Source organism: Pseudomonas sp. GW821-FHT09C10, from assembly GCF_059418085.1.
The window spans coordinates 329,171-349,245 of sequence record NZ_JBWKPE010000004.1; the positions used below are offsets into that span (position 1 = coordinate 329,171).

Here is a 20,075-nt window from a genome sequence, read left to right on the forward strand (position 1 = left end):
AACTCAAGATTTCAATGCTTCGGCAAGATTCGCGAGTTTGCCGCGAATCGAGCCATCGATAACCAGGTCGCCGGCGCGAATGACAACACCCCCAATAAGGGATGGGTCTTCCGCAACTTGCAGGCGCACTTCCCGGTCGAGTCGTGCACTGAGAACCTTGGCGAGTTTGTCTTGCTGTTCTTGGTTCAATGCAAAAGCACTGGTCACTTCAACGTCTACCGATTTCTCTTGCTCGGCCTTGTACAGGTCGAACAGAGCGGCAATCTCCGGCAAAAGCAGGAGACGGTCGTTTTCGGCGATGACATTGATGAAGTTCTGCACTTTCACATCAAACTTGTCGCCGCACACTTCAATAAAAGTGGCGGCCTTGTCTGCGCTCGTCAGTCGCGGGGCCTTGAGCACGCGCTGCATGGTGCCGTCTTGCGACACTGCTGCAGCCAGGCCGAGCATGGCTGACCAAGAGGCCAGCTGCTGGTGGGCCTGGGCGTGCTCGAAGGCTGCCTTAGCGTAAGGTCGGGCCAACGTGGTCAATTCTGCCATGATCGCCCTCGCTTAAATTTCAGCAGCCAGTTTGTTAACCAGCTCCGCGTGCGCGTTTTGATCGATTGTGGCACCCAGGATCTTCTCAGCACCGCCGACGGCCAGAGCACCCAATTGGGCACGCAGCGCATCTTTGACACCGTTCAGTTCCTGCTCGATCTCGGCTTGAGCCTGAACCTTCACACGGTCAGCGTCGATACGGGCTTTTTCAACAGCCTCTTCAACAATCTGGTTACCGCGTTTCTTGGCTTGCTCAATGATTTCGGCTGCTTGAGCTTTCGCTTCGCGCAGTTGCTGACCCGCTTTATCTTGGGCCAGCTCCAGGTCGCGAGCTGCTCGTGCGGCAGCGTCCAGTCCATCCGCGATCTTCTTTTGACGTTCGTGCAAAGCCGCGATGACCGGAGGCCATACGAACTTCATGCAGAAAACGACAAAAATCAAGAACGCTAAGGACTGACCAATAATGGTTGCATTAATGTTCACGCCAATACCTCGCTCATTCGTTGCACAACACACCAATCACTCGAAAAACGAGTGATTAACCGGCGAGTTGACCAACGAAGGGGTTCGCGAAGGTGAAGAACAGAGCGATACCAACGCCGATCATGGTCACGGCGTCGAGCAGGCCGGCAACGATGAACATTTTAACTTGCAGCATTGGAACCATTTCTGGCTGACGCGCTGCGCCTTCCAGGAACTTGCCGCCCAGCAGGCCGAAACCAATGGCAGTACCCAGGGCGCCCAGGCCGATCAACAGTGCAACAGCGATAGCGGTTAGACCAACTACAGTTTCCATCTTTCCTCCCGACTTTTACGTCGTATGGTTTAGGTTTTTTAGATTTTAAAGCGGTAAAACAAATCGTTTCATAGCCCTGGTGGGCCACCTTCCCGTTTCACCAGGAAGGACATCAGGCTAGTCGAGACTGGCCTTAATGGTTCTCTTCGTGCGCCATCGACAGGTAGACGATGGTCAGCATCATGAAGATGAAGGCCTGCAGGGTGATGATCAGGATGTGGAACACAGCCCACGCCCACTGCAGAACAATGCCCAGGCCGCTAAGCCAGAGCAGGCCGCTGCCGAACATCACAGCGATCAGAATGAACACCAGCTCGCCGGCATACATGTTGCCGAACAGTCGCAGGGCCAGGGAGATCGGCTTGGCGATCAGGGTGACGAATTCCAGCAGGAAGTTCACCGGGATCAGCAGGGCTTGAACGAAGATGTTCTTGCTGCCGAACGGGTGCAGGGTCAGTTCGCCGATGAAGCCGCCGATGCCCTTGATCTTGATGCTGTAGAAAATGATCAACGCAAATACCGACAGGGCCATGCCCAGGGTAGCGTTCGGGTCAGTGGTCGATACGGCACGGAATGGAATGTGCGGGTCGCCGGAAATCGCCATGGCCAACTGAGGAATCCAATCAACCGGGATCAGGTCGACGGCGTTCATCAGGAACACCCAGACGAAGATGGTCAGTGCCAGCGGTGCAATCACCGGGCTACGGCCGTGGAAGCTGTCTTTCACGCTGCCATCGACGAATTCGACCAGTACTTCAACGAAGTTCTGCAAAGCACCTGGTTGACCGGAAGTCGCCTTCTTTGCCGCCATGCGGAAAATCAGGACGAAGATCAGACCCAAAGCGACCGACCAGCCCAGAGTATCCAGGTGGAAAGCCCAGAAGCCCATTTCTTTGGCTTCTGCTGCGGAGTGGGCAAAGCCCCAGCCGCCGTTGGGAAGCTGACCGAAGGTCAGGTTCTGCAAGTGGTGCTGGATATAGCCCGAAGCGGTTGTTTCTGCCATGGTTGCCTCAAACGCCCTAAGGTTTCGAAAGTCTTGTTTTCATCAGCAGGGGAGCGAACCAGCTGACCAGTTGGGTCAACACGAAGACGCCGAATACAGCCAGCGGCGCCAATGGCTTCACACCTGCAAAGGTCAGTGCAAACAGCACTGCCGTCAAAATCAGTTTCCCCGCCTCGCCGGCATAAAAAGACCGGACGATAGCCTGGGCTGCTCGGGCGCCGGAAAACCGAAAGGCCCTGTGAGCAAAATACATATTGGGCAGCAAGGCTATCAGGCCTCCGCAGAGTCCTGAATATCCGGCTACGACTCCATGCCAGTACCAAAGCGCCAATGCGGCGATCAGCAAAATGACAAATTGAGCCAATAAAACCGGAAAAACAGCCAAGCGATGGAAGGGCAACGTGTTTGGCGTGCGGGTTTCCATCACTCTTGCTCCTCAATAGTCGGCTGCCGGAAATCAATAACTTGGCATAATTTGTGCCGACAAAATGCGCGCAGAGTATAGGGGCGGTTCTGCCCCTATTCAACTGCCGGGTAGTGATTTCCGATCACGCGCTACATAAGCAAATGTTTCAGCGGATGTGGGCAAGGACGCCCTGAAGCTCATCAAGGGAGTTATATCCGATGACCAATTGCCCTTTGCCTTTCTTGCCGTGGCGAATTTGTACCGCAGAGCCCAGGCGTTCGGCCAGGCGCTGCTCGAGACGCGCGATATCCGGATCAGGTTTGGCCGTTTCGACCGGTGCAGGTTTGCCGCTGAGCCACTGGCGAACCAGGGCCTCGGTCTGACGAACGGTGAGCCCTCGTGCGACAACGTGTCGCGCCCCTTCAACCTGTTGATTTTCCGGCAAACCGAGCAAAGCACGGGCGTGGCCCATCTCGAGGTCGCCATGGGACAACATGGTCTTGATGACTTCCGGCAGCGCAATCAGGCGCAGCAAGTTGGACACGGTGACACGGGATTTACCCACGGCCTCGGCCACTTGTTGCTGGGTCAGCTGGAATTCCTGCTGCAAACGCTGCAAGGCGATCGCTTCCTCGATGGGATTGAGGTCTTCACGCTGGATATTCTCGATCAACGCCATGGCGATGGCGGTTTCATCCGGTACATCGCGCACCATCGCCGGGATGGTGTCCTTGCCCGCCTGCTGGCTGGCGCGCCAGCGGCGTTCACCGGCGATGATTTCAAAGCGGCCGCCGCCGATCGGGCGCACCACAATCGGCTGCATCACGCCCTGGGCCTTGATCGAATTGGCCAGTTCTTCCAGGGCCTGGGGGTCCATGTCCCGGCGTGGCTGGTATTTGCCGCGCTGGATCAGGTCCAGGGGCAGGTGCTGCAGCTCGCGTTCGTCAGCCTGCACCGCTTGTTCTTCAAGCGATGTGACGGTCGGACCACTCAGCAGTGCATCCAGTCCACGTCCGAGACCTCGTTTCTTGACGGCCATGGGGATTCCTTAAGTTGGCTGGGCTGCAGCGGTGCGTGAGTTGCGGCGTTGACGACGAACCATCTCGCCGGCCAATGCCAGGTAGGCAATGGCACCACGGGATGATTTGTCGTACGCCAGCGCGGGCATGCCGTAGCTTGGCGCTTCGGCCAGGCGGATGTTGCGTGGAATCACGGTGTCGTACAGCTGGTCGCCAAAGTGTTCCTTGAGCTGCGCCGACACATCGTTCATCAGGCTCAGGCGCGGGTCGAACATGGTCCGCAGCAGGCCTTCGATCTGCAGGTTCGGGTTGAGCAGCTCGGCGATACGCTTGATGTTATCCACAAGGTCGCTCAACCCTTCCAGCGCGTAGTACTCGCACTGCATGGGGATAATCACCCCATCGGCAGCCACCAATGCGTTAAGCGTCAGCATCGACAGCGACGGTGGGCAGTCGATCAAAATGTAGTCGTAGTTCTCGCGGATCGGTGCCAACGCGCTGCGCAGACGGCTTTCCTTCATCTGCATTTCCAGCAGCACCACTTCCGCCGCGGTCAAATCGCGGTTGGCCGGCAGCAGTTGATAACCGCCATGCTCGGAGTAGTGCATGGCCTGGGCCAGGTCGCACTCGCCAATCAGCAAGTCGTAGACCGAGTTTTCCAGGCCGTGTTTATCCACACCGCTACCCATGGTGGCGTTGCCCTGTGGATCGAGATCGATCAACAGCACCCGGCGCTTGGTGGCAACCAGGGATGCTGCGAGGTTGATGCAGGTGGTGGTTTTGCCCACGCCACCTTTCTGGTTCGCTATCGCGAATACCTTAGCCATTCTTGCTTGTGTTCCCAATCATGCCGTGCGGCGCAGTATCAGCAGATGGCGTTGGCCTTGGCAACCGGGTACGGCCAAGGCGTGTTCGCTATCGAGGTGGAAGTCTGCCGGCAATGCTAACAGCTCATCGCTTGGATGGACGCCCTTCATTGCCAGCCAGCGGGTGTCGCGGTCGCCCAGGTGACGAGTCCAGTTGCTGAAGTTCTCCATGCTGCTGAACGCCCGGGAAACAATTCCGTTGAAGGGCAACTCAGGCGTGAAGGCTTCGACGCGACTGTGGATAACGTGCAGGTTATCCAGCTTGAGTTCGAGTTTGACCTGGGTCAGGAAGCGGGTTTTCTTGCCGTTGCTGTCCAGGCAGGTCACTTGCGACTCAGGAAACAGGATAGCCAGCGGGATGCCAGGCATACCGCCACCACTGCCGACATCGAGCCAACGACCGTTTTCGATAAACGGCATCACGCTCAGACTGTCGAGCAAGTGACGGGAAACCATTTCGTCCGGATCACGCACGGCCGTCAGGTTGTAAGCCTTGTTCCATTTGATCAACAGGGCCAGGTAACCCAGCAGCAAATCGTGCTGGGCCTGGGTCAAGTCCACGCCCAATTGGCGCGCACCTGTGGATAACTCTTCGGCGTGTTGCGAGGTGACCAACGAACTCAAGCGCTTTGCTCCAACTGACGGCCCGCGCCGCGTTTTTTCAAATGAATCATCAACAGCGAAATGGCTGCCGGGGTGACGCCGGGGATACGTGAAGCCTGCCCGAGGGTCTCGGGGCGAGTTATCCCCAGTTTGCTTTGGATTTCTTTCGACAATCCGGAAATACCGGTGTAGTCGATATCCACAGGCAGCCTGGTGTCTTCGCTGGCGCGCAGACGAGCGATCTCGTCCTGCTGGCGGTCAATGTAACCGGCGTACTTGGTCTTGATTTCGACCTGCTCGGCAACCTGTGGATCATCGGCGCCGCCGCCGGTTACTTCGACCAGACCGGCGTAGTCGATTTCCGGACGGGACAGCAGGTTCAGCAGGTTGTATTCATGAGTCAGCGGCGTGCCGAATTTTTCCGCAATCGCGTCGCCCTGCTCGGTCCCGGGGCGAACCCAGGTACTTTTCAGGCGCTGCTCTTCAAGCTCGATGCTTTCGCGTTTTTTGCAGAAAGCCGCCCAGCGCGCATCGTCGACCAGGCCCAGTTCACGGCCTTTTTCGGTCAGGCGCAGGTCGGCGTTGTCTTCTCGCAGGATCAGGCGGTATTCCGCTCGGGAAGTGAACATCCGATACGGTTCCTGGGTTCCCAGGGTAATCAGGTCGTCGACCAACACGCCGATATACGCTTCATCGCGACGCGGGCACCAGCTGTCTTTGCCTTGTGCACGCAATGCGGCGTTGGTCCCGGCCAGCAAACCCTGGGCGCCGGCTTCTTCGTAGCCGGTGGTGCCGTTGATTTGCCCGGCGAAGAACAGGCCGCCGATAACCTTGGTTTCCAGGCTGTACTTCAAATCACGCGGGTCGAAGTAGTCGTATTCGATGGCGTAGCCCGGACGCACGATGTGTGCGTTTTCCATGCCGCGAATCGATTGCACGATCTGGATTTGCACATCGAACGGCAGGGAAGTGGAAATCCCGTTCGGGTACAGCTCGTGGGTAGTCAGGCCTTCGGGCTCGATGAAGACCTGGTGGCTTTCCTTGTCGGCAAAGCGGTGGATCTTGTCTTCGATCGACGGGCAGTAACGCGGGCCAATACCTTCGATCACTCCGGAGTACATCGGCGAACGGTCGAGGTTCGCGGCAATGATTTCGTGAGTGCGCGCATTGGTATGGGTAATCCAGCAGCTCACCTGTTTGGGGTGTTGCTCCTTGGAACCCATGAACGACATTACCGGAATCGGAGTATCGCCCGCTTGTTCGGTCATCACCGAGAAATCCACGGAACGCCCGTCGATACGCGGCGGGGTCCCGGTTTTCAGGCGACCGACGCGCAGCGGCAATTCGCGCAGGCGTTTTGCCAGGGCAATTGACGGCGGATCACCGGCGCGGCCACCCGAATAGTTCTGCATGCCGATGTGGATAAGTCCGCCGAGGAACGTACCGGTGGTCAACACCACGGATTCTGCGAAGAAACGCAGGCCCATTTGGGTGACAACACCGCGAACCACGCCCTGTTCGACAATCAAGTCATCGGCGGCTTGTTGAAATATCCACAGGTTGGGCTGGTTTTCCAGGGTTTCGCGGACCGCGGCTTTGTACAGGATGCGGTCTGCCTGGGCCCGAGTGGCACGCACGGCCGGGCCTTTGCGGCTGTTGAGCACGCGAAATTGAATACCACCCTTGTCGGTAGCCTCGGCCATCACGCCACCGAGGGCGTCGATTTCCTTGACCAGATGGCTTTTGCCGATCCCACCAATGGCGGGGTTGCAACTCATGGCGCCGAGGGTTTCCACGTTATGCGTCAGCAACAGGGTTTTTACGCCCATGCGTGCTGACGCCAGTGCTGCCTCGGTACCGGCATGACCGCCGCCGATGACGATCACTTCAAAACGGGAAGGGAAATCCACCACGCACCTCGTGCCTGCTTATGTAGGTAATCAGGAATTGTTTGTTGAAAGGGTTTTGGAGCTTTGGCGGCAAGTATAGGGACTTCGCCCTTCCTAAAGAACCCTTTGCACAAAATTTAACCAGCTGTGGATGAATCACAGACAATAGAAATTAAAAGAGAGAAATTTATTAAATCTTTGTTTTTATGTTTATTTCTACTGGGCACCGTTTCTGTGGATAGATCTCTACAGGCCTTTATTTTCAATGTGTACAGCGATTCAAAAGTCTGTGGTCATGTGCCAATGAGGCCCTTGGATAAGTGCTTTAAGCCTGTGGATTAAACAGGTGGTTATCCACAGAGGGGTTTTTACTCAGGTTTCGAGCCCTGTTATCAACTGGGCACAGGGGCGGTTATTCACAGGGCTTAATCCACAGAAATCCGTGCAATGGTGTGAGTTTCGCCCGCGGCGAAGCCCACCGAATCTTTCTATTCGGGGTGAGTACGTCAAAAAGAGATCTATTGTGAGAAAACAGCCAGGCAGTTAATAATAGCGATTATCATTAACCTGCCTTGTCATGCCCTATGTCCCCTTCTTCACACACGGCTGCGGTTCAGAACATCTACGAGCAGCACCATTCCTGGTTGCACGGGTGGCTCAAAGGTAAGTTGCATAACACCTGCGATGCAGCCGATGTGGCGCACGATACGTTCGTGCGCATTCTGGTTGGGCGGCATGCGGCGCAGATCATTGAACCGCGTGACTACCTGGCGACCATCGCCAGGGGCCTGGTGATTGATCGTTATCGCCGGCATGCCATCGAGCAGGCCTACAAGCAAACCTTGGCCGAACGGCCTGAATCCACGGCCATCAGTGAAGAAGACAAAGCCATCATCATCGAGACGCTGGTGGCTGTGGATAAAGCCCTGTCCGGACTCGGTGGGCGAACGCGACGGATCTTCCTGTTGTCGCAGATCGAGGGGCTGACTTATCAACAGATCGCCGATCAACTGCAGGTGTCGCTGACCACGGTGAAGAAGCACATGATCCGTGCATTGACTGAATGCTCGCTGATCATGGCCAGCCTGTAATGGCCGCCCCCGATCGCAAGACCTTCGAGGCCGCTGCTAACTGGTATGTACAGTTTCAATCCCAAACCCCTACGGCCGCTGAACGCCTTGCCTGGCAACAATGGCTCAACGGTGATCCGTCCCATCAGGCGGCGTGGAACCAGATGGAGCAATTGCAGCGCAGTCTCGGTGCCCTTCCCCAGGATTTCACCCGCCGGGCATTGTCGACCACGCAACAACGTCGTCAGGTATTGAAGTGGATGCTGGTAATGGGCGGTACCGGGTACCTGGGCTGGAATGTCCAGCAACACACCTCCCTGGGCAATGTCTGGGCCGACTACCGGACGTCCGTGGGTGAACGCCGGCGTATCGCGTTGGCTGACGGCACACGGATTGATCTGAATACCAGCACGACGATTGACGTGATCTTCGACGGGCGCCAACGTTTGATCCGGCTGCGTGAAGGTGAAGTACTTATCCACACCGGCAAGCTGGGCGGGCACACGCCCTTTTATGTCGAAACCCGCCAAGGCCGAGTCCAGGCATTGGGTACTCGGTTTACAGTGCGCCAGTTGCCAGATTCCACGCGTGTCGGTGTTCTGGAGGATCGCGTAAGTGTGGCCCCTGGTGATCGACCCAACCATGCGCGACTGCTCGGTGCCGGTGAAAGCGCTGACTTTGATCGTCAAAACGTAGGGCTTGGCCACACGTATAGCGGGTCCCAGGCTGCCTGGGTCGATGGCCAGCTGATCGTATTGGATGCTCGCCTCGGGGATGTGATCGAAGACCTTGCCCGCTACCGTCCCGGCGTCCTGAAATGCGACTTGGCTAGTGCACGCCTACGTGTTTCCGGGACTTTCCGCCTCGACTCCACCGATGCGGTACTGGCGAATCTGCAGGCAACCTTGCCCATTCAGGTGAAATACTTCACGCGCTATTGGGTTTCGGTGAAGCGAATCGCTTGATCGCAAAAAATATCCTCACAAGGGGTTATCTTTTTTTTACCTGGCACGGCCCTAAAGGTAATCACGACGCCACCTTCAGGGCTTACCCACCTATGCGCCTTCGCACCAAGCTCCGCCAGCGACTTTCCTACCACGGTATGACGTGCAGCCTGCTGCTCGGCATGGCAGCCACAGCCGGTGTTTTGCTATCCAGTGACGCCATGGCCGCCAGCGCGGTGCAGCATTACGCCATTGCGGCCGGTCCCCTGGACAATGCCTTGAGCCAATTTGCCGCCAGGGCGAATGTGATTCTGTCTTTCTCGCCCCAGCAAACCGTGCGCTTGAACACAACCGGGCTGGAAGGTGACTATTCGGTTGAGCAAGGCTTTGCGCTGTTGCTGCAGAACTCGGGGTTACAAGCGGTAGTCCAGGCGCCTGGCAGCTATGTCCTGCAGGCCATTCCTACAGGGCAACTCACGCTCGCGCCCACCACGGTCAGCACTTATCAACAGGCTGGGTTCAATCAAGAGATTGCCGGGGATGTGGGCTACAAAGCGCAAAACAGCCGTATCGGCACCAAGACCAGCACACCTCTGTCGGAAACACCGCGTTCGGTGTCGGTCGTCACCGGCCAGCGCATCAAGGACCAGAAGTCGCAGACCCTGACTGAAGTATTGGGCTACGTGCCAGGTATCTTCGCGCCCCCCTTTGCTGCTGGCGACGGTCTCGCGGGTGACTTGTTCTTCATCCGCGGTTTCAATGCCACGGATTACGGCTACGGCCTGCTGCGAGATGGCCTGCGCGTACAAGGCAATCGGTACGACACCACCAGTGAGCCCTATGGCCTGGAGCGGGTCGAAATTTTCCGTGGGCCCTCTTCCCTGCTGTACGGTGAAAACGCGCCTGGCGGCTTAGTGAACCTGGTGAGCAAACATCCGACTGCCACGCCGCAGGGTGAAGTGCAGCTCGGTTATGGCTCGAATAATCGGCGTCAGTTGGGTGTGGATATCTCTGGTCCACTCAACGACAACGGCAGCATCCTTGGCCGGGTGGTGATGCTCGGCCGCAAGTCCGATACGCAGACTGACCATGTTCCTGATGATCGCCTGTATATAGCGCCTTCACTGACCCTGAATTTCGACGACTTCAACACGCTCACTCTGTTGGCCAATTACCAAAAGGACCACACCAATCTCGAACTCGGCCTACCCGCCGCGGGGACCTTGCTTACAAATCCGAACGGAAAGCTGTCCAAGCACACCATGCTCGGCGACCCGGACTGGAATACGTTCGAACGTGAAGCCTGGAGCAGCGGCTACGAATTCAGCCACAGCTTCAATGATGAGTGGCAGTTCCGCCAGAACTCGCGGTACATGCAATCGCGCATCAACCGTCACGAAACCTGGCCGGGCACGTTGAACAATGGCGGTTTCGGCACCCAATTGAACATGACGGCCTACGACCGCTACAACAAGTCGATGGTCTACTCCCTGGATAACCAGTTGGAAGGCAAATTCCAGGTAGGGGACCTGGAAAATACGGTGCTGTTCGGCGCCAGTTATGACCGCACTTCGTTCAACCAGGATTGGGACGCAGGCTTCGCCGGCACCATCAATGTGTATAACCCCGTGTACCTGCGTGAGCCGCTTACCCCGGTGGCTGTGCAAAACACCTTGCTCGAGCAGCAGATGAAGGGTGTTTATGCACAAATCCAGAGCAAGTATGACCACTGGTTGTTCCTGCTGGGCGGCCGCCAGGACTGGGTCGACAGTGATTTCCGCGACAAGGTCAACAAGGCCAGCAACACCGGCTCCGAAGACCGCAAGTTTACCTACCAGGGCGGGGTGATGTACCAGTTCGACAACGGCCTGACACCGTACGTCAGCTACTCCACCGCATTTGTGCCTGTACAGCAGATCTCCAACGCCGGCTCACCGTTGAAGCCGATCACCAGCAGTCAGTACGAAGTGGGTGTGAAGTACGAACCGGTCGGCTGGGATACAGCGATGACCCTGTCGGTGTATGACTTGCGCAAGGAAGATGACACCTACCTCGACGCCACCACCAACAGCTACCGCCAGGTGGGCGAAAGCCGGGCCAAAGGGGCCGAGGTCGAGGTGAACAGCAACATTACGCCCAACCTGAATGTGACCGCAGCCTACACCTACACTGACGCGCGTATTACCAAGGACTCGGCTACCTCGCTGGTTGAGGGTCATCAGATGACGGGGGTTCCGCGTAACCAGGCCTCGGTGTGGGGCAAGTACCGCTTCCTCGATGGCCAACTCAAGGGCTTGTCCCTGGGCGGCGGTGTGCGCTATTTCGACAGTACGTTTTCTTACACCCAGCCAAGCCTGTACGGAAAGCTGGATGCTGGGAGCGTCACTCTGGTGGACGCAGCCGTCGGCTATCAGATCGACAAGCACTGGTCAGTGGACGTCAACGCCAAGAACCTATTCGACAAGGAGTATGTTTCCGGCTGCAACGACGCGGGCCGCTGCTACTGGGGTGACAGTCGTACACTGCTTGGGACTGTTTCGTACAACTGGTGATGGACGAAGGCCTGAAGAATCAAAAATATTCTTCAGGCCGCTATCGTTGGCAAGCCAACTCCTACTTGCCGATACAGAAGCTGGAGAAGATCCGTCCCAACAAATCATCGGAACTGAATGCGCCGGTGATTTCTCCCAACAGCTGCTGCGCCTGACGAAGATCCTCAGCCAGCAGCTCCCCCGCCCCCGCCAAGGTCAACTGCGCCCGGCCGTGCTCCAATGCCGCGCTTGCATGGCGCAGCGCCTCCAGGTGCCTGCGGCGCGCACTGAAGCTGCTTTCCGACGTCTGCTCGTAACCCATGCAGGCCTTGAGATGCTCGCGCAGCAATTCCAGGCCCTCACCCGCAGACTTGGCGCTCAGGCTGATAGTGACGTGGCCATCAGCGCTGGTTTCCATCGTAATGGCTTCACCCGTCAGGTCGGCTTTGTTACGAATCAAGGTGACTTTGGCCGGGTCCGGCCGTTGTTCGAGGAATTCCGGCCACAATGCAAAAGGATCCACAGCCTCCGGGGCGGTAGCGTCCACCACCAGCAGTACCCGGTCCGCTTCGCCGATGGCTTTGAGCGCGCGTTCCACGCCGATCTTTTCCACCTGGTCATCGGTATCGCGTAAACCGGCGGTGTCGACGACGTGCAACGGCATGCCATCGATGTGGATATGTTCGCGCAGGATATCCCGGGTGGTGCCGGCGATCTCGGTGACAATGGCTGCTTCACGCCCCGCCAGCGCATTGAGCAGGCTGGATTTGCCGGCATTGGGACGCCCGGCGATCACGACGGTCATGCCGTCTCGCAGCAACGCGCCCTGCCCGGCTTCCCGCAGGACTGTGGATAATTCATCACGGACCTTATCCAGCATCGCCAATACATGGCCATCGGCAAGGAAGTCGATTTCCTCTTCAGGAAAATCAATCGCCGCCTCGACGTAGATGCGCAGGCTGATCAACTGTTCGGTCAAGTTATGCACACGCAGGGAAAAAGCGCCCTGCAGAGAGCGCAGCGCATTGCGTGCAGCTTGTGCAGAACTGGCCTCGATCAAATCGGCAATCGCCTCGGCCTGTGCCAGGTCGAGCTTGTCGTTGAGGAATGCCCGCTCACTGAACTCACCCGGGCGAGCCAGGCGGCAACCCAACTGCAGGCAGCGTTGCAGCAACATATCCAGAACGATCGGGCCGCCGTGCCCCTGCAATTCCAGCACGTCTTCACCCGTGAAGGAGTTGGGTCCCGGGAAATACAGGGCCAAGCCTTCGTCCAGTACCTCCTCATCAGAGCCGAGGAAAGGGCCGTAATGGGCATAGCGCGGCTTCAACTCGCGCCCGCTGATGGCCTTCGCGGCAATGCCGGCGAGCGGTCCGGAAATACGAACGATACCGACACCGCCGCGACCCTGAGCGGTAGCGACAGCAGCGATGGTTTCACGAGGAGCGCTCATCAGCAGGTTCCAGAATAAAAGTGACGGAAAGCAAAACGCCCCACTAGGGGGCGTCTTGAGTGGTTATCCACAGAGTAAATTACGCCTCGGCTTTTTTGGTAGCCGCTTCGATTTTACGTGTGATGTACCACTGTTGAGAGATCGACAACACGTTGTTGACCACCCAGTACAGAACCAGGCCAGCCGGGAACCACAGGAAGAAGAAGGTGAAGATGATTGGCATCATTTTCATCACCTTGGCCTGCATCGGATCCGGCGGCGTCGGGTTCAGGCGCTGCTGGATAAACATGGTCGCGCCCATGATGATCGGCAGGATAAAGAACGGGTCTTTGATCGACAGGTCAGTTATCCACAGCATGAACGGTGCCTGCCGCATTTCCACGCTTTCCAGGAGTACCCAGTACAGCGACAGGAATACCGGCATCTGTACCAGAATCGGCAAGCATCCACCCAGCGGGTTGATCTTCTCTTTCTTGTACAGCTCCATCATGGCCTGCGACATTTTCTGCCGGTCATCACCATGTTGTTCTTTCAGCGCGGCCAGTTTAGGGGCCACGGCACGCATGCGCGCCATCGACTTGTAGCTGGCGGCCGACAGTGGGAAGAAGATCCCCTTGATCAGCATGGTCAGGAAGATGATCGACCAGCCCCAGTTACCGACGATGCTGTGGATATGTTGCAGCAGCCAGAAGATCGGCTGGGCAATGAACCACAGGATGCCGTAATCCACAGTCAGTTCCAGACCTGGGGATAACTCTTTCAGCACGGCCTGGCTTTTCGGGCCGGCGTACAGGGTAGCGCTGGTTTCAGCCTTGGCGCCTGGAGCAACGGTCATCGCCGGGCCGGTGTAGCCGATGATGTAGTTGCCTTTGCTGTCCTTGCGCGCCAGTACTGCATTATTCTGGCCGGGCTGAGGAATCCACGCGGTCACGAAGTAGTGTTGCAGCCAGGCTACCCAGCCACCGTTCACGTTATAGGTGATCGGCGCCTTGGTTTTGTCTTCGGCCACTTTATCCATGTCTTTCATGGATACTTTTTTGTACGGCTCCGAACTTGTCCACAGGGCGGCGCCCAGGTAAGTCGCGGTACCGGTCGCAGTGCTGGACGATGGATCGGAACTGGCATCACGCTTGAGCTGCGCAAACATTGCGCCGGTCCAAGGCTGGGCGCTCTGGTTGTCGATCAAATAGGTGACAACGATGTCGTACAGGCCACGCTTGAGTGTGAAGCGCTTGATGTAGTTGACGCCGTCCTTGCTGAACTTCAAGTCCACGACCAGTTGGTCTTGGCCATCTGCCAGTTGATAGCTCTTCTTCTCCGCAGAGAAAATCGGACGACCGGTTGCACTCGCATCAGGGCCGTTGGTGCCGATTAGGCCACTTTGTGCCTGGTAAACACGTTCACCACCGTTATCGAACAACTGGAATGGGATTTCCGGGTGATCCTGACGACGCGGATACAGCGGAAGTGTCAGCTTGGCAACATCGCCACCTTGCGGGTCGATAGCCAGGTCCAACACATCCGTCTTGATCTGGATGAGGTCGGTGCTTGCGGCAACTGCAACTTCGGCAGGTGCTTTTGTTTCGCCCGCTGCCCGTGGAATGTCATCACTGGCGGCAGTATTGGTGCCACTTACTGTATCGGGAAGCCCCGCTGGAACAGCATTGGCAGCAACATTCTGAGTCGGCAAGGCAGCCTGGCCATAGTCCTGGTTCCACTTAAGGACCATGACGTAGGACACGATTGCCAGGGCGACGATCAGGATCGTGCGTTTAATATCCATGATTACTCGGCCATCGAAGAAGAACGGGAGGTAGGGATAGGTGGAACCGGGTCATAACCACCGGGATTCCACGGATGACAGCGACCTAAACGACGAAAGGTCAGCCAGCCACCGCGCAGAAGACCATGATTTTCTATGGCCTCTAACGCGTAGCAGGAACAACTGGGGTAGAAACGACAGTGGCTGGCCATCAGAGGACTAATGGCATAGCGATAAAACTGGATCGGAACGAGTGCCAGTTTACGCATCGGTGCTGTCTACCCCTACAGTTTCGGTGCTGACTGCTGGTGCTGGTTTGTTGGTACGCGCCAGACGTTTCCAGAGCTTGCCGAAATGCTGAATCAATTCGGGGTTTTCTACATCCCCCAAGCCTTTGCGCGCGACGATAACAATATCCCAACCAACCAGGGTGTCCTGGTGGAGGCGAAACGATTCGCGCATCAGACGCTTGAGGCGATTGCGCTCAACGGAGAGCTTTACGCTCTTCTTGCCGATCACCAACCCGAGACGGGGGTGATCAAGATCGTTGTTACGCGCAAGGAGCAGGAGATTTTTCCCCGGAACCTTGCCGGTGGGGGAGTCAAAGACTGCCTTGAAGTGCCGGGGGGTTAGCAGACGCTTTTCCCGACTGAAGTCCTGACTCACCACCAGTACCGGATTATCAAACTGCCAGACGCGCACGACCTTTGGCGCGGCGACGCGACAGGACAGCACGGCCGTTCTTGGTAGCCATGCGAGCACGGAAGCCGTGGGTACGGGCGCGTTTGATGGTGCTTGGTTGGAAAGTACGTTTCATGGCGTTGTTACCTGGTTCGTCCACAACGGGCCGGAATGGCCCCCGTTTTAAGAGACCGGCGATTCTAGAGAAAGCAAGCCTCTAGGTCAATTTCCAACCAGCTTTTCCTTCAATTAGATCTTTACAGGCCTCCAGACCTTTTCTTTCCGTTCTGCTTCCATGAGCAATGCCATAGATATAAAAATAAAGAAGGAAGTTATTTAAAGCTTTTCTGTAAAGCTTATAAAAGCTATGCAGGCAATCCTCTGTGGATAACTGCCTTAAGGCCATATTCCACGTGCTGTACAGAGAATGACAACATGGGGGAGAAGCGGTGCTCTGCCTGTGCTGCGCTGTCGGATAAGCTGTGTGTGGAATGGCATGTTATCCACAGGCCAGTTACCCACAGACTTTCGACCCCACTTGTACAACGAGCTCAGGCGCGCTTATCCACAGTGCTTATGCACAGACCATCTGTCGCATTTTTTGCAGTTAAGGCATTGATTTTGGCTGGCCTGTGAGCAACCTACATGTGGATAAGTGGGCTGCTGGCCGCTACAATGGCGGCTGTTTTTGCCTCACCGGCTTTCAACTTAGGGGATATCCGTGTCAGTGGAACTTTGGCAGCAGTGCGTGGAGCTTTTGCGCGATGAGCTGCCTGCCCAGCAATTCAACACCTGGATCCGCCCGCTACAGGTCGAAGCCGAAGGCGACGAGTTGCGTGTCTATGCGCCCAATCGTTTTGTTCTCGACTGGGTCAACGAGAAGTACCTGAGCCGCGTTCTCGAATTGCTCGATGAACACGGCAATGGCCTTGCGCCCGTGCTCTCCTTATTAATAGGCAGCAAACGCAGCTCGGCACCTCGTGCTGCACCAAATGCTCCGCTCGCAGCGAGTGCCTCGCAGGCTCAAGCCCCTGTGACGCCTGTTAATAACTCGCCAGCGCCGGTTGCTCAGGCGCCTTCGAAATCCTCGTCGCAGAACAACGCGCCTATCAATGAAGAGCCGTCCCGCGACAGCTTCGATCCGATGGCGGGTGCCAGTTCCCAACAGGCTCCGGTCCGCGCCGAGCAGCGCACGGTGCAGGTCGAAGGTGCGCTCAAGCACACCAGCTACCTGAACCGCACGTTCACCTTCGAGAACTTCGTCGAAGGTAAATCCAACCAGCTGGCCCGCGCGGCCGCCTGGCAGGTCGCCGATAACCCCAAGCATGGTTACAACCCGCTCTTCCTGTATGGCGGCGTTGGCTTGGGTAAGACCCACTTGATGCACGCCGTGGGTAACCACCTATTAAAGAAGAACCCGAATGCCAAGGTTGTGTACCTGCACTCGGAGCGCTTCGTCGCTGACATGGTCAAGGCCCTGCAGCTCAATGCGATCAACGAGTTCAAGCGGTTCTACCGCTCCGTTGATGCATTGCTGATCGATGACATTCAATTCTTCGCGCGCAAGGAGCGTTCCCAGGAAGAGTTTTTCCACACCTTCAACGCCCTGCTCGAAGGCGGCCAACAGGTCATCCTGACCAGTGACCGTTACCCGAAGGAAATCGAAGGCCTGGAAGAACGCTTGAAGTCGCGCTTTGGTTGGGGCCTTACCGTTGCGGTAGAGCCGCCGGAGCTGGAAACCCGCGTTGCGATCCTGATGAAAAAGGCCGACCAGGCGAAAGTCGATCTGCCCCACGACGCCGCGTTTTTCATCGCCCAACGCATCCGTTCCAACGTGCGTGAGCTGGAAGGTGCGCTCAAGCGTGTCATCGCGCACTCTCACTTCATGGGCCGCGACATCACCATCGAGCTGATTCGCGAATCCCTGAAAGACTTGCTGGCATTGCAGGACAAACTGGTGAGTGTGGATAACATCCAGCGCACCGTGGCCGAGTACTACAAGATCAAGATTTCCGACCTGCTGTCCAAGCGCCGTTCGCGCTCGGTGGCGCGTCCGCGTCAGGTGGCCATGGCACTCTCCAAGGAGTTGACCAACCATAGCCTGCCGGAAATCGGGGATGTGTTTGGCGGCCGCGACCACACCACGGTCTTGCACGCATGCCGCAAGATCAACGAACTTAAGGAATCCGACGCGGATATTCGCGAGGACTACAAGAACCTGCTGCGTACACTGACTACGTGATGACACCAGCGCAGCTTATTAAGGCAAGGGACTAGACCATGCATTTCACCATTCAACGCGAAGCCCTGTTGAAACCCCTGCAACTGGTCGCAGGCGTCGTCGAGCGCCGACAGACCTTGCCGGTGCTCTCCAACGTATTGCTGGTGGTCGAAGGCCAGCAATTGTCCCTGACCGGTACCGACCTTGAAGTCGAGCTGGTCGGTCGCGTGCAACTGGAAGAACCCGCTGAACCTGGCGAGATCACAGTACCCGCGCGCAAGCTGATGGACATCTGCAAAAGCCTGCCGAACGACGCGCTGATCGACATCAAGGTTGATGAGCAGAAGTTGGTGGTCAAGGCGGGTCGCAGTCGTTTCACGCTGTCTACTTTGCCGGCCAATGATTTCCCGACTGTGGAAGAAGGCCCGGGCTCACTGACCTGCAGCCTGGAGCAAAGCAAACTGCGCCGTCTGATTGAGCGCACCAGCTTCGCCATGGCCCAGCAGGACGTACGTTACTACCTCAACGGCATGCTGCTGGAGGTGTCGGAAGGCATCATTCGCGCCGTGGCCACTGACGGTCACCGTCTGGCGATGTGCTCGATGCGCGCCGATATCGGTCAACCTGACCGTCACCAGGTGATCGTGCCGCGTAAGGGTATTCTCGAACTGGCGCGCCTGCTCACCGAGCCGGATGGCAATGTCAGCATCGTGCTGGGTCAGCACCATATCCGCGCGACCACCGGCGAGTTCACCTTCACCTCCAAGCTGGTCGACGGCAAGTTCCCGGATTACGAGCGCGTTCTGCCTAAAGGCGGCGACAAGCTGGTGATCGGTGATCGGCAGGCTCTGCGTGAAGCGTTCAGCCGTACTGCGATCCTGTCCAACGAGAAGTACCGCGGTATTCGTCTGCAGCTGGCCAACGGTCAGTTGAAAATCCAGGCCAATAACCCGGAGCAGGAAGAAGCGGAAGAGGAAGTGGGCGTCGACTACAACGGCGGTTCTTTGGAAATCGGCTTCAACGTGAGCTACTTGCTGGACGTGCTGGGTGTGATGACCACCGAACAGGTTCGCCTGATCCTGTCCGACTCCAACAGCAGCGCCCTGGTGCAGGAATCCGATAATGACGACTCGGCTTACGTTGTTATGCCGATGCGCCTGTAATCATGCCCAGCAGAAGCTAGATGTCCCTTAGTCGCGTCTCGGTCACCGCGGTGCGCAATCTGCACCCGGTGACCTTCTCCCCCTCCCCCCGCATCAATATCCTCCACGGCGCCAACGGCAGTGGCAAAACCAGCGTGCTGGAAGCCATCCACCTGCTCGGGCTTGCCCGTTCCTTTCGCAGTGCCCGCTTGTTGCCGGTAATTCAGTACGAACAACTGGCCTGCACGGTATTTGGCCAAGTCGAACTGGCAGAGGGTGGGCACAGCAGCCTGGGGATTTCTCGTGATCGCGGCGGTGAGTTCCAGATTCGCATCGACGGGCAAAATGCTCGCAGTGCCGCACAACTGGCAGAGATCCTGCCGTTGCAACTGATCAACCCTGACAGCTTCCGCTTGTTGGAAGGCGCGCCGAAGATCCGCAGGCAGTTCCTCGACTGGGGAGTGTTCCACGTGGAACCGCGATTCATGGCCACGTGGCAGCGCCTGCAGAAGGCCCTGCGGCAGCGGAACTCATGGCTGCGGCATGGTACACTTGACGCCGCTTCGCAAGCGGCCTGGGACCGGGAATTGTGCCTGGCCAGCGATGAAATAGATGAATACCGCCGCGCCTATATCAAAGCCTTGAAACCAGTCTTTGAGCAGACCTTGAGTGAGTTGTTGGATCTCGAGGGGCTGACGCTGAGTTACTACCGTGGCTGGGACAAAGACCGTGAGCTGAGTGCAGTGCTCGCGACGTCCCTGCAGCGGGATCAGCAAATTGGCCATACCCAGGCCGGACCCCAACGGGCTGATTTGCGTCTTAGATTAGGCGCACACAATGCTGCGGATATCTTGTCCCGCGGCCAGCAGAAGTTGGTGGTGTGTGCACTGCGGATCGCCCAGGGGCATCTGGTTAGTCAAGCCCGACGTGGTCAGTGTATTTATCTGGTGGATGACTTGCCGTCTGAACTCGACGAGCAACACCGCCGTGCGTTATGCCGCTTGTTGGAAGACTTACGCTGCCAGGTGTTTATCACCTGTGTAGACCACGAATTATTGAGGGAAGGCTGGCAGACGGAAACGCCAGTCGCTTTGTTCCACGTGGAACAAGGCCGTATCACCCAGACCCACGACCATCGGGAGTGAAGGC

Annotated in this window: 20 protein-coding genes; 6 read left to right on the forward strand and 14 right to left on the reverse strand. The window is 57.2% G+C overall.

Annotated elements, in window-relative coordinates:
• Window positions 1-3: 3 nt before the first annotated feature.
• From AC07OT_RS10765 to mnmG, 9 genes are all read right to left on the reverse strand, one after another.
• On the reverse strand, window positions 4-540 hold the full coding sequence (locus tag AC07OT_RS10765; protein WP_027608176.1) for a F0F1 ATP synthase subunit delta: 537 nt from the start codon (window positions 538-540) through the stop codon (window positions 4-6).
• Window positions 541-552: 12 nt separating this feature from the next.
• Window positions 553-1,023 carry a F0F1 ATP synthase subunit B gene (locus AC07OT_RS10770; RefSeq protein WP_008439543.1) on the reverse strand — a complete coding sequence of 157 codons (471 nt, stop codon included), beginning with the start codon at window positions 1,021-1,023 and terminating at the stop codon, window positions 553-555.
• A 55-nt stretch (window positions 1,024-1,078) separates the two neighbouring features.
• Entirely contained in the window at window positions 1,079-1,336 is a 258-nt protein-coding gene (atpE, locus tag AC07OT_RS10775) for a F0F1 ATP synthase subunit C (protein ID WP_002555987.1), read from the reverse strand.
• A gap of 133 nt (window positions 1,337-1,469) precedes the next feature.
• The gene (gene atpB / locus AC07OT_RS10780) at window positions 1,470-2,339 is read right to left on the reverse strand and encodes a F0F1 ATP synthase subunit A (RefSeq protein WP_017736231.1); all 870 of its coding nucleotides are present in this window, start codon (window positions 2,337-2,339) and stop codon (window positions 1,470-1,472) included.
• Window positions 2,340-2,355: 16 nt separating this feature from the next.
• The gene (locus AC07OT_RS10785) at window positions 2,356-2,763 is read right to left on the reverse strand and encodes a F0F1 ATP synthase subunit I (RefSeq protein ID WP_010565865.1); all 408 of its coding nucleotides are present in this window, start codon (window positions 2,761-2,763) and stop codon (window positions 2,356-2,358) included.
• Between the two features lie 148 nt (window positions 2,764-2,911).
• Complete coding sequence (locus AC07OT_RS10790; RefSeq protein ID WP_015886650.1) at window positions 2,912-3,784, reverse strand: ParB/RepB/Spo0J family partition protein; 873 nt, start codon at window positions 3,782-3,784, stop codon at window positions 2,912-2,914.
• A 9-nt stretch (window positions 3,785-3,793) separates the two neighbouring features.
• Complete coding sequence (locus AC07OT_RS10795; RefSeq protein WP_016978715.1) at window positions 3,794-4,591, reverse strand: ParA family protein; 798 nt, start codon at window positions 4,589-4,591, stop codon at window positions 3,794-3,796.
• An 18-nt stretch (window positions 4,592-4,609) separates the two neighbouring features.
• Window positions 4,610-5,254, reverse strand: a complete 645-nt coding sequence (gene rsmG / locus AC07OT_RS10800; protein WP_495108047.1) for a 16S rRNA (guanine(527)-N(7))-methyltransferase RsmG — start codon at window positions 5,252-5,254, stop codon at window positions 4,610-4,612.
• Window positions 5,251-7,143, reverse strand: a complete 1,893-nt coding sequence (gene mnmG / locus AC07OT_RS10805; RefSeq protein WP_495108048.1) for a tRNA uridine-5-carboxymethylaminomethyl(34) synthesis enzyme MnmG — start codon at window positions 7,141-7,143, stop codon at window positions 5,251-5,253. The genes rsmG and mnmG overlap by 4 nt, the downstream gene beginning before the upstream one ends.
• 563 nt (window positions 7,144-7,706) lie before the next feature.
• Between mnmG and AC07OT_RS10810 the strand changes: the two genes are divergently transcribed.
• The 3 genes from AC07OT_RS10810 to AC07OT_RS10820 all read left to right on the forward strand — a co-directional run bounded on the left by AC07OT_RS10810 (window position 7,707) and on the right by AC07OT_RS10820 (window position 11,688).
• On the forward strand, window positions 7,707-8,213 hold the full coding sequence (locus AC07OT_RS10810) for a sigma-70 family RNA polymerase sigma factor (protein WP_495108049.1): 507 nt from the start codon (window positions 7,707-7,709) through the stop codon (window positions 8,211-8,213).
• Complete coding sequence (locus tag AC07OT_RS10815; protein ID WP_495108050.1) at window positions 8,213-9,157, forward strand: FecR domain-containing protein; 945 nt, start codon at window positions 8,213-8,215, stop codon at window positions 9,155-9,157. Before AC07OT_RS10810 ends, AC07OT_RS10815 begins: the two co-directional genes overlap by 1 nt.
• A 92-nt stretch (window positions 9,158-9,249) precedes the next feature.
• The gene (locus AC07OT_RS10820) at window positions 9,250-11,688 is read left to right on the forward strand and encodes a TonB-dependent siderophore receptor (RefSeq protein WP_495108051.1); all 2,439 of its coding nucleotides are present in this window, start codon (window positions 9,250-9,252) and stop codon (window positions 11,686-11,688) included.
• 61 nt (window positions 11,689-11,749) lie between these two features.
• On the opposite strand, the gene mnmE is transcribed toward AC07OT_RS10820, so the two are convergent.
• From mnmE to rpmH, 5 genes are all read right to left on the reverse strand, one after another.
• Entirely contained in the window at window positions 11,750-13,120 is a 1,371-nt protein-coding gene (gene mnmE, locus AC07OT_RS10825; RefSeq protein ID WP_495108052.1) for a tRNA uridine-5-carboxymethylaminomethyl(34) synthesis GTPase MnmE, read from the reverse strand.
• A 79-nt stretch (window positions 13,121-13,199) separates the two neighbouring features.
• Window positions 13,200-14,903, reverse strand: a complete 1,704-nt coding sequence (yidC, locus tag AC07OT_RS10830; RefSeq protein WP_027608166.1) for a membrane protein insertase YidC — start codon at window positions 14,901-14,903, stop codon at window positions 13,200-13,202.
• A gap of 2 nt (window positions 14,904-14,905) precedes the next feature.
• Window positions 14,906-15,151, reverse strand: a complete 246-nt coding sequence (gene yidD / locus AC07OT_RS10835) for a membrane protein insertion efficiency factor YidD (RefSeq protein WP_010207715.1) — start codon at window positions 15,149-15,151, stop codon at window positions 14,906-14,908.
• A complete protein-coding gene (gene rnpA / locus AC07OT_RS10840; RefSeq protein ID WP_053128141.1) occupies window positions 15,144-15,548 on the reverse strand; it encodes a ribonuclease P protein component in 405 nt (134 codons plus the stop codon). The genes yidD and rnpA overlap by 8 nt, the downstream gene beginning before the upstream one ends.
• Before the next feature lie 16 nt (window positions 15,549-15,564).
• Window positions 15,565-15,699: a 50S ribosomal protein L34 gene (gene rpmH / locus AC07OT_RS10845; RefSeq protein ID WP_003213577.1), complete on the reverse strand. Its 135-nt coding sequence runs from the start codon at window positions 15,697-15,699 to the stop codon at window positions 15,565-15,567.
• A 585-nt stretch (window positions 15,700-16,284) separates the two neighbouring features.
• Here rpmH and dnaA point away from each other — a divergent pair.
• From dnaA to recF, 3 genes are read left to right on the forward strand one after another with little or no spacing between them, the layout of a single operon-like run.
• The gene (dnaA, locus tag AC07OT_RS10850; RefSeq protein ID WP_495108053.1) at window positions 16,285-17,805 is read left to right on the forward strand and encodes a chromosomal replication initiator protein DnaA; all 1,521 of its coding nucleotides are present in this window, start codon (window positions 16,285-16,287) and stop codon (window positions 17,803-17,805) included.
• 38 nt (window positions 17,806-17,843) lie between these two features.
• Window positions 17,844-18,947, forward strand: a complete 1,104-nt coding sequence (gene dnaN, locus AC07OT_RS10855; RefSeq protein WP_005783345.1) for a DNA polymerase III subunit beta — start codon at window positions 17,844-17,846, stop codon at window positions 18,945-18,947.
• A gap of 20 nt (window positions 18,948-18,967) precedes the next feature.
• A complete protein-coding gene (recF, locus tag AC07OT_RS10860; protein WP_027608164.1) occupies window positions 18,968-20,071 on the forward strand; it encodes a DNA replication/repair protein RecF in 1,104 nt (367 codons plus the stop codon).
• Window positions 20,072-20,075 lie beyond the last annotated feature (4 nt).

What these genes read in the sequence shown, in the direction of transcription:
- recF (WP_027608164.1), top strand. Translation starts at nt 18,968, where the DNA reads ATGTCCCTTAGTCGCGTCTCGGTCACCGCGGTGCGCAATCTGCACCCG.
- AC07OT_RS10785 (WP_010565865.1), bottom strand. Translation starts at nt 2,763, where the DNA reads ATGGAAACCCGCACGCCAAACACGTTGCCCTTCCATCGCTTGGCTGTT.
- AC07OT_RS10815 (WP_495108050.1), top strand. Translation starts at nt 8,213, where the DNA reads ATGGCCGCCCCCGATCGCAAGACCTTCGAGGCCGCTGCTAACTGGTAT.
- AC07OT_RS10765 (WP_027608176.1), bottom strand. Translation starts at nt 540, where the DNA reads ATGGCAGAATTGACCACGTTGGCCCGACCTTACGCTAAGGCAGCCTTC.
- rpmH (WP_003213577.1), bottom strand. Translation starts at nt 15,699, where the DNA reads ATGAAACGTACTTTCCAACCAAGCACCATCAAACGCGCCCGTACCCAC.
- AC07OT_RS10810 (WP_495108049.1), top strand. Translation starts at nt 7,707, where the DNA reads ATGTCCCCTTCTTCACACACGGCTGCGGTTCAGAACATCTACGAGCAG.
- AC07OT_RS10820 (WP_495108051.1), top strand. Translation starts at nt 9,250, where the DNA reads ATGCGCCTTCGCACCAAGCTCCGCCAGCGACTTTCCTACCACGGTATG.
- yidD (WP_010207715.1), bottom strand. Translation starts at nt 15,151, where the DNA reads ATGCGTAAACTGGCACTCGTTCCGATCCAGTTTTATCGCTATGCCATT.
- mnmE (WP_495108052.1), bottom strand. Translation starts at nt 13,120, where the DNA reads ATGAGCGCTCCTCGTGAAACCATCGCTGCTGTCGCTACCGCTCAGGGT.
- AC07OT_RS10795 (WP_016978715.1), bottom strand. Translation starts at nt 4,591, where the DNA reads ATGGCTAAGGTATTCGCGATAGCGAACCAGAAAGGTGGCGTGGGCAAA.
- yidC (WP_027608166.1), bottom strand. Translation starts at nt 14,903, where the DNA reads ATGGATATTAAACGCACGATCCTGATCGTCGCCCTGGCAATCGTGTCC.
- dnaN (WP_005783345.1), top strand. Translation starts at nt 17,844, where the DNA reads ATGCATTTCACCATTCAACGCGAAGCCCTGTTGAAACCCCTGCAACTG.
- atpE (WP_002555987.1), bottom strand. Translation starts at nt 1,336, where the DNA reads ATGGAAACTGTAGTTGGTCTAACCGCTATCGCTGTTGCACTGTTGATC.
- AC07OT_RS10790 (WP_015886650.1), bottom strand. Translation starts at nt 3,784, where the DNA reads ATGGCCGTCAAGAAACGAGGTCTCGGACGTGGACTGGATGCACTGCTG.
- atpB (WP_017736231.1), bottom strand. Translation starts at nt 2,339, where the DNA reads ATGGCAGAAACAACCGCTTCGGGCTATATCCAGCACCACTTGCAGAAC.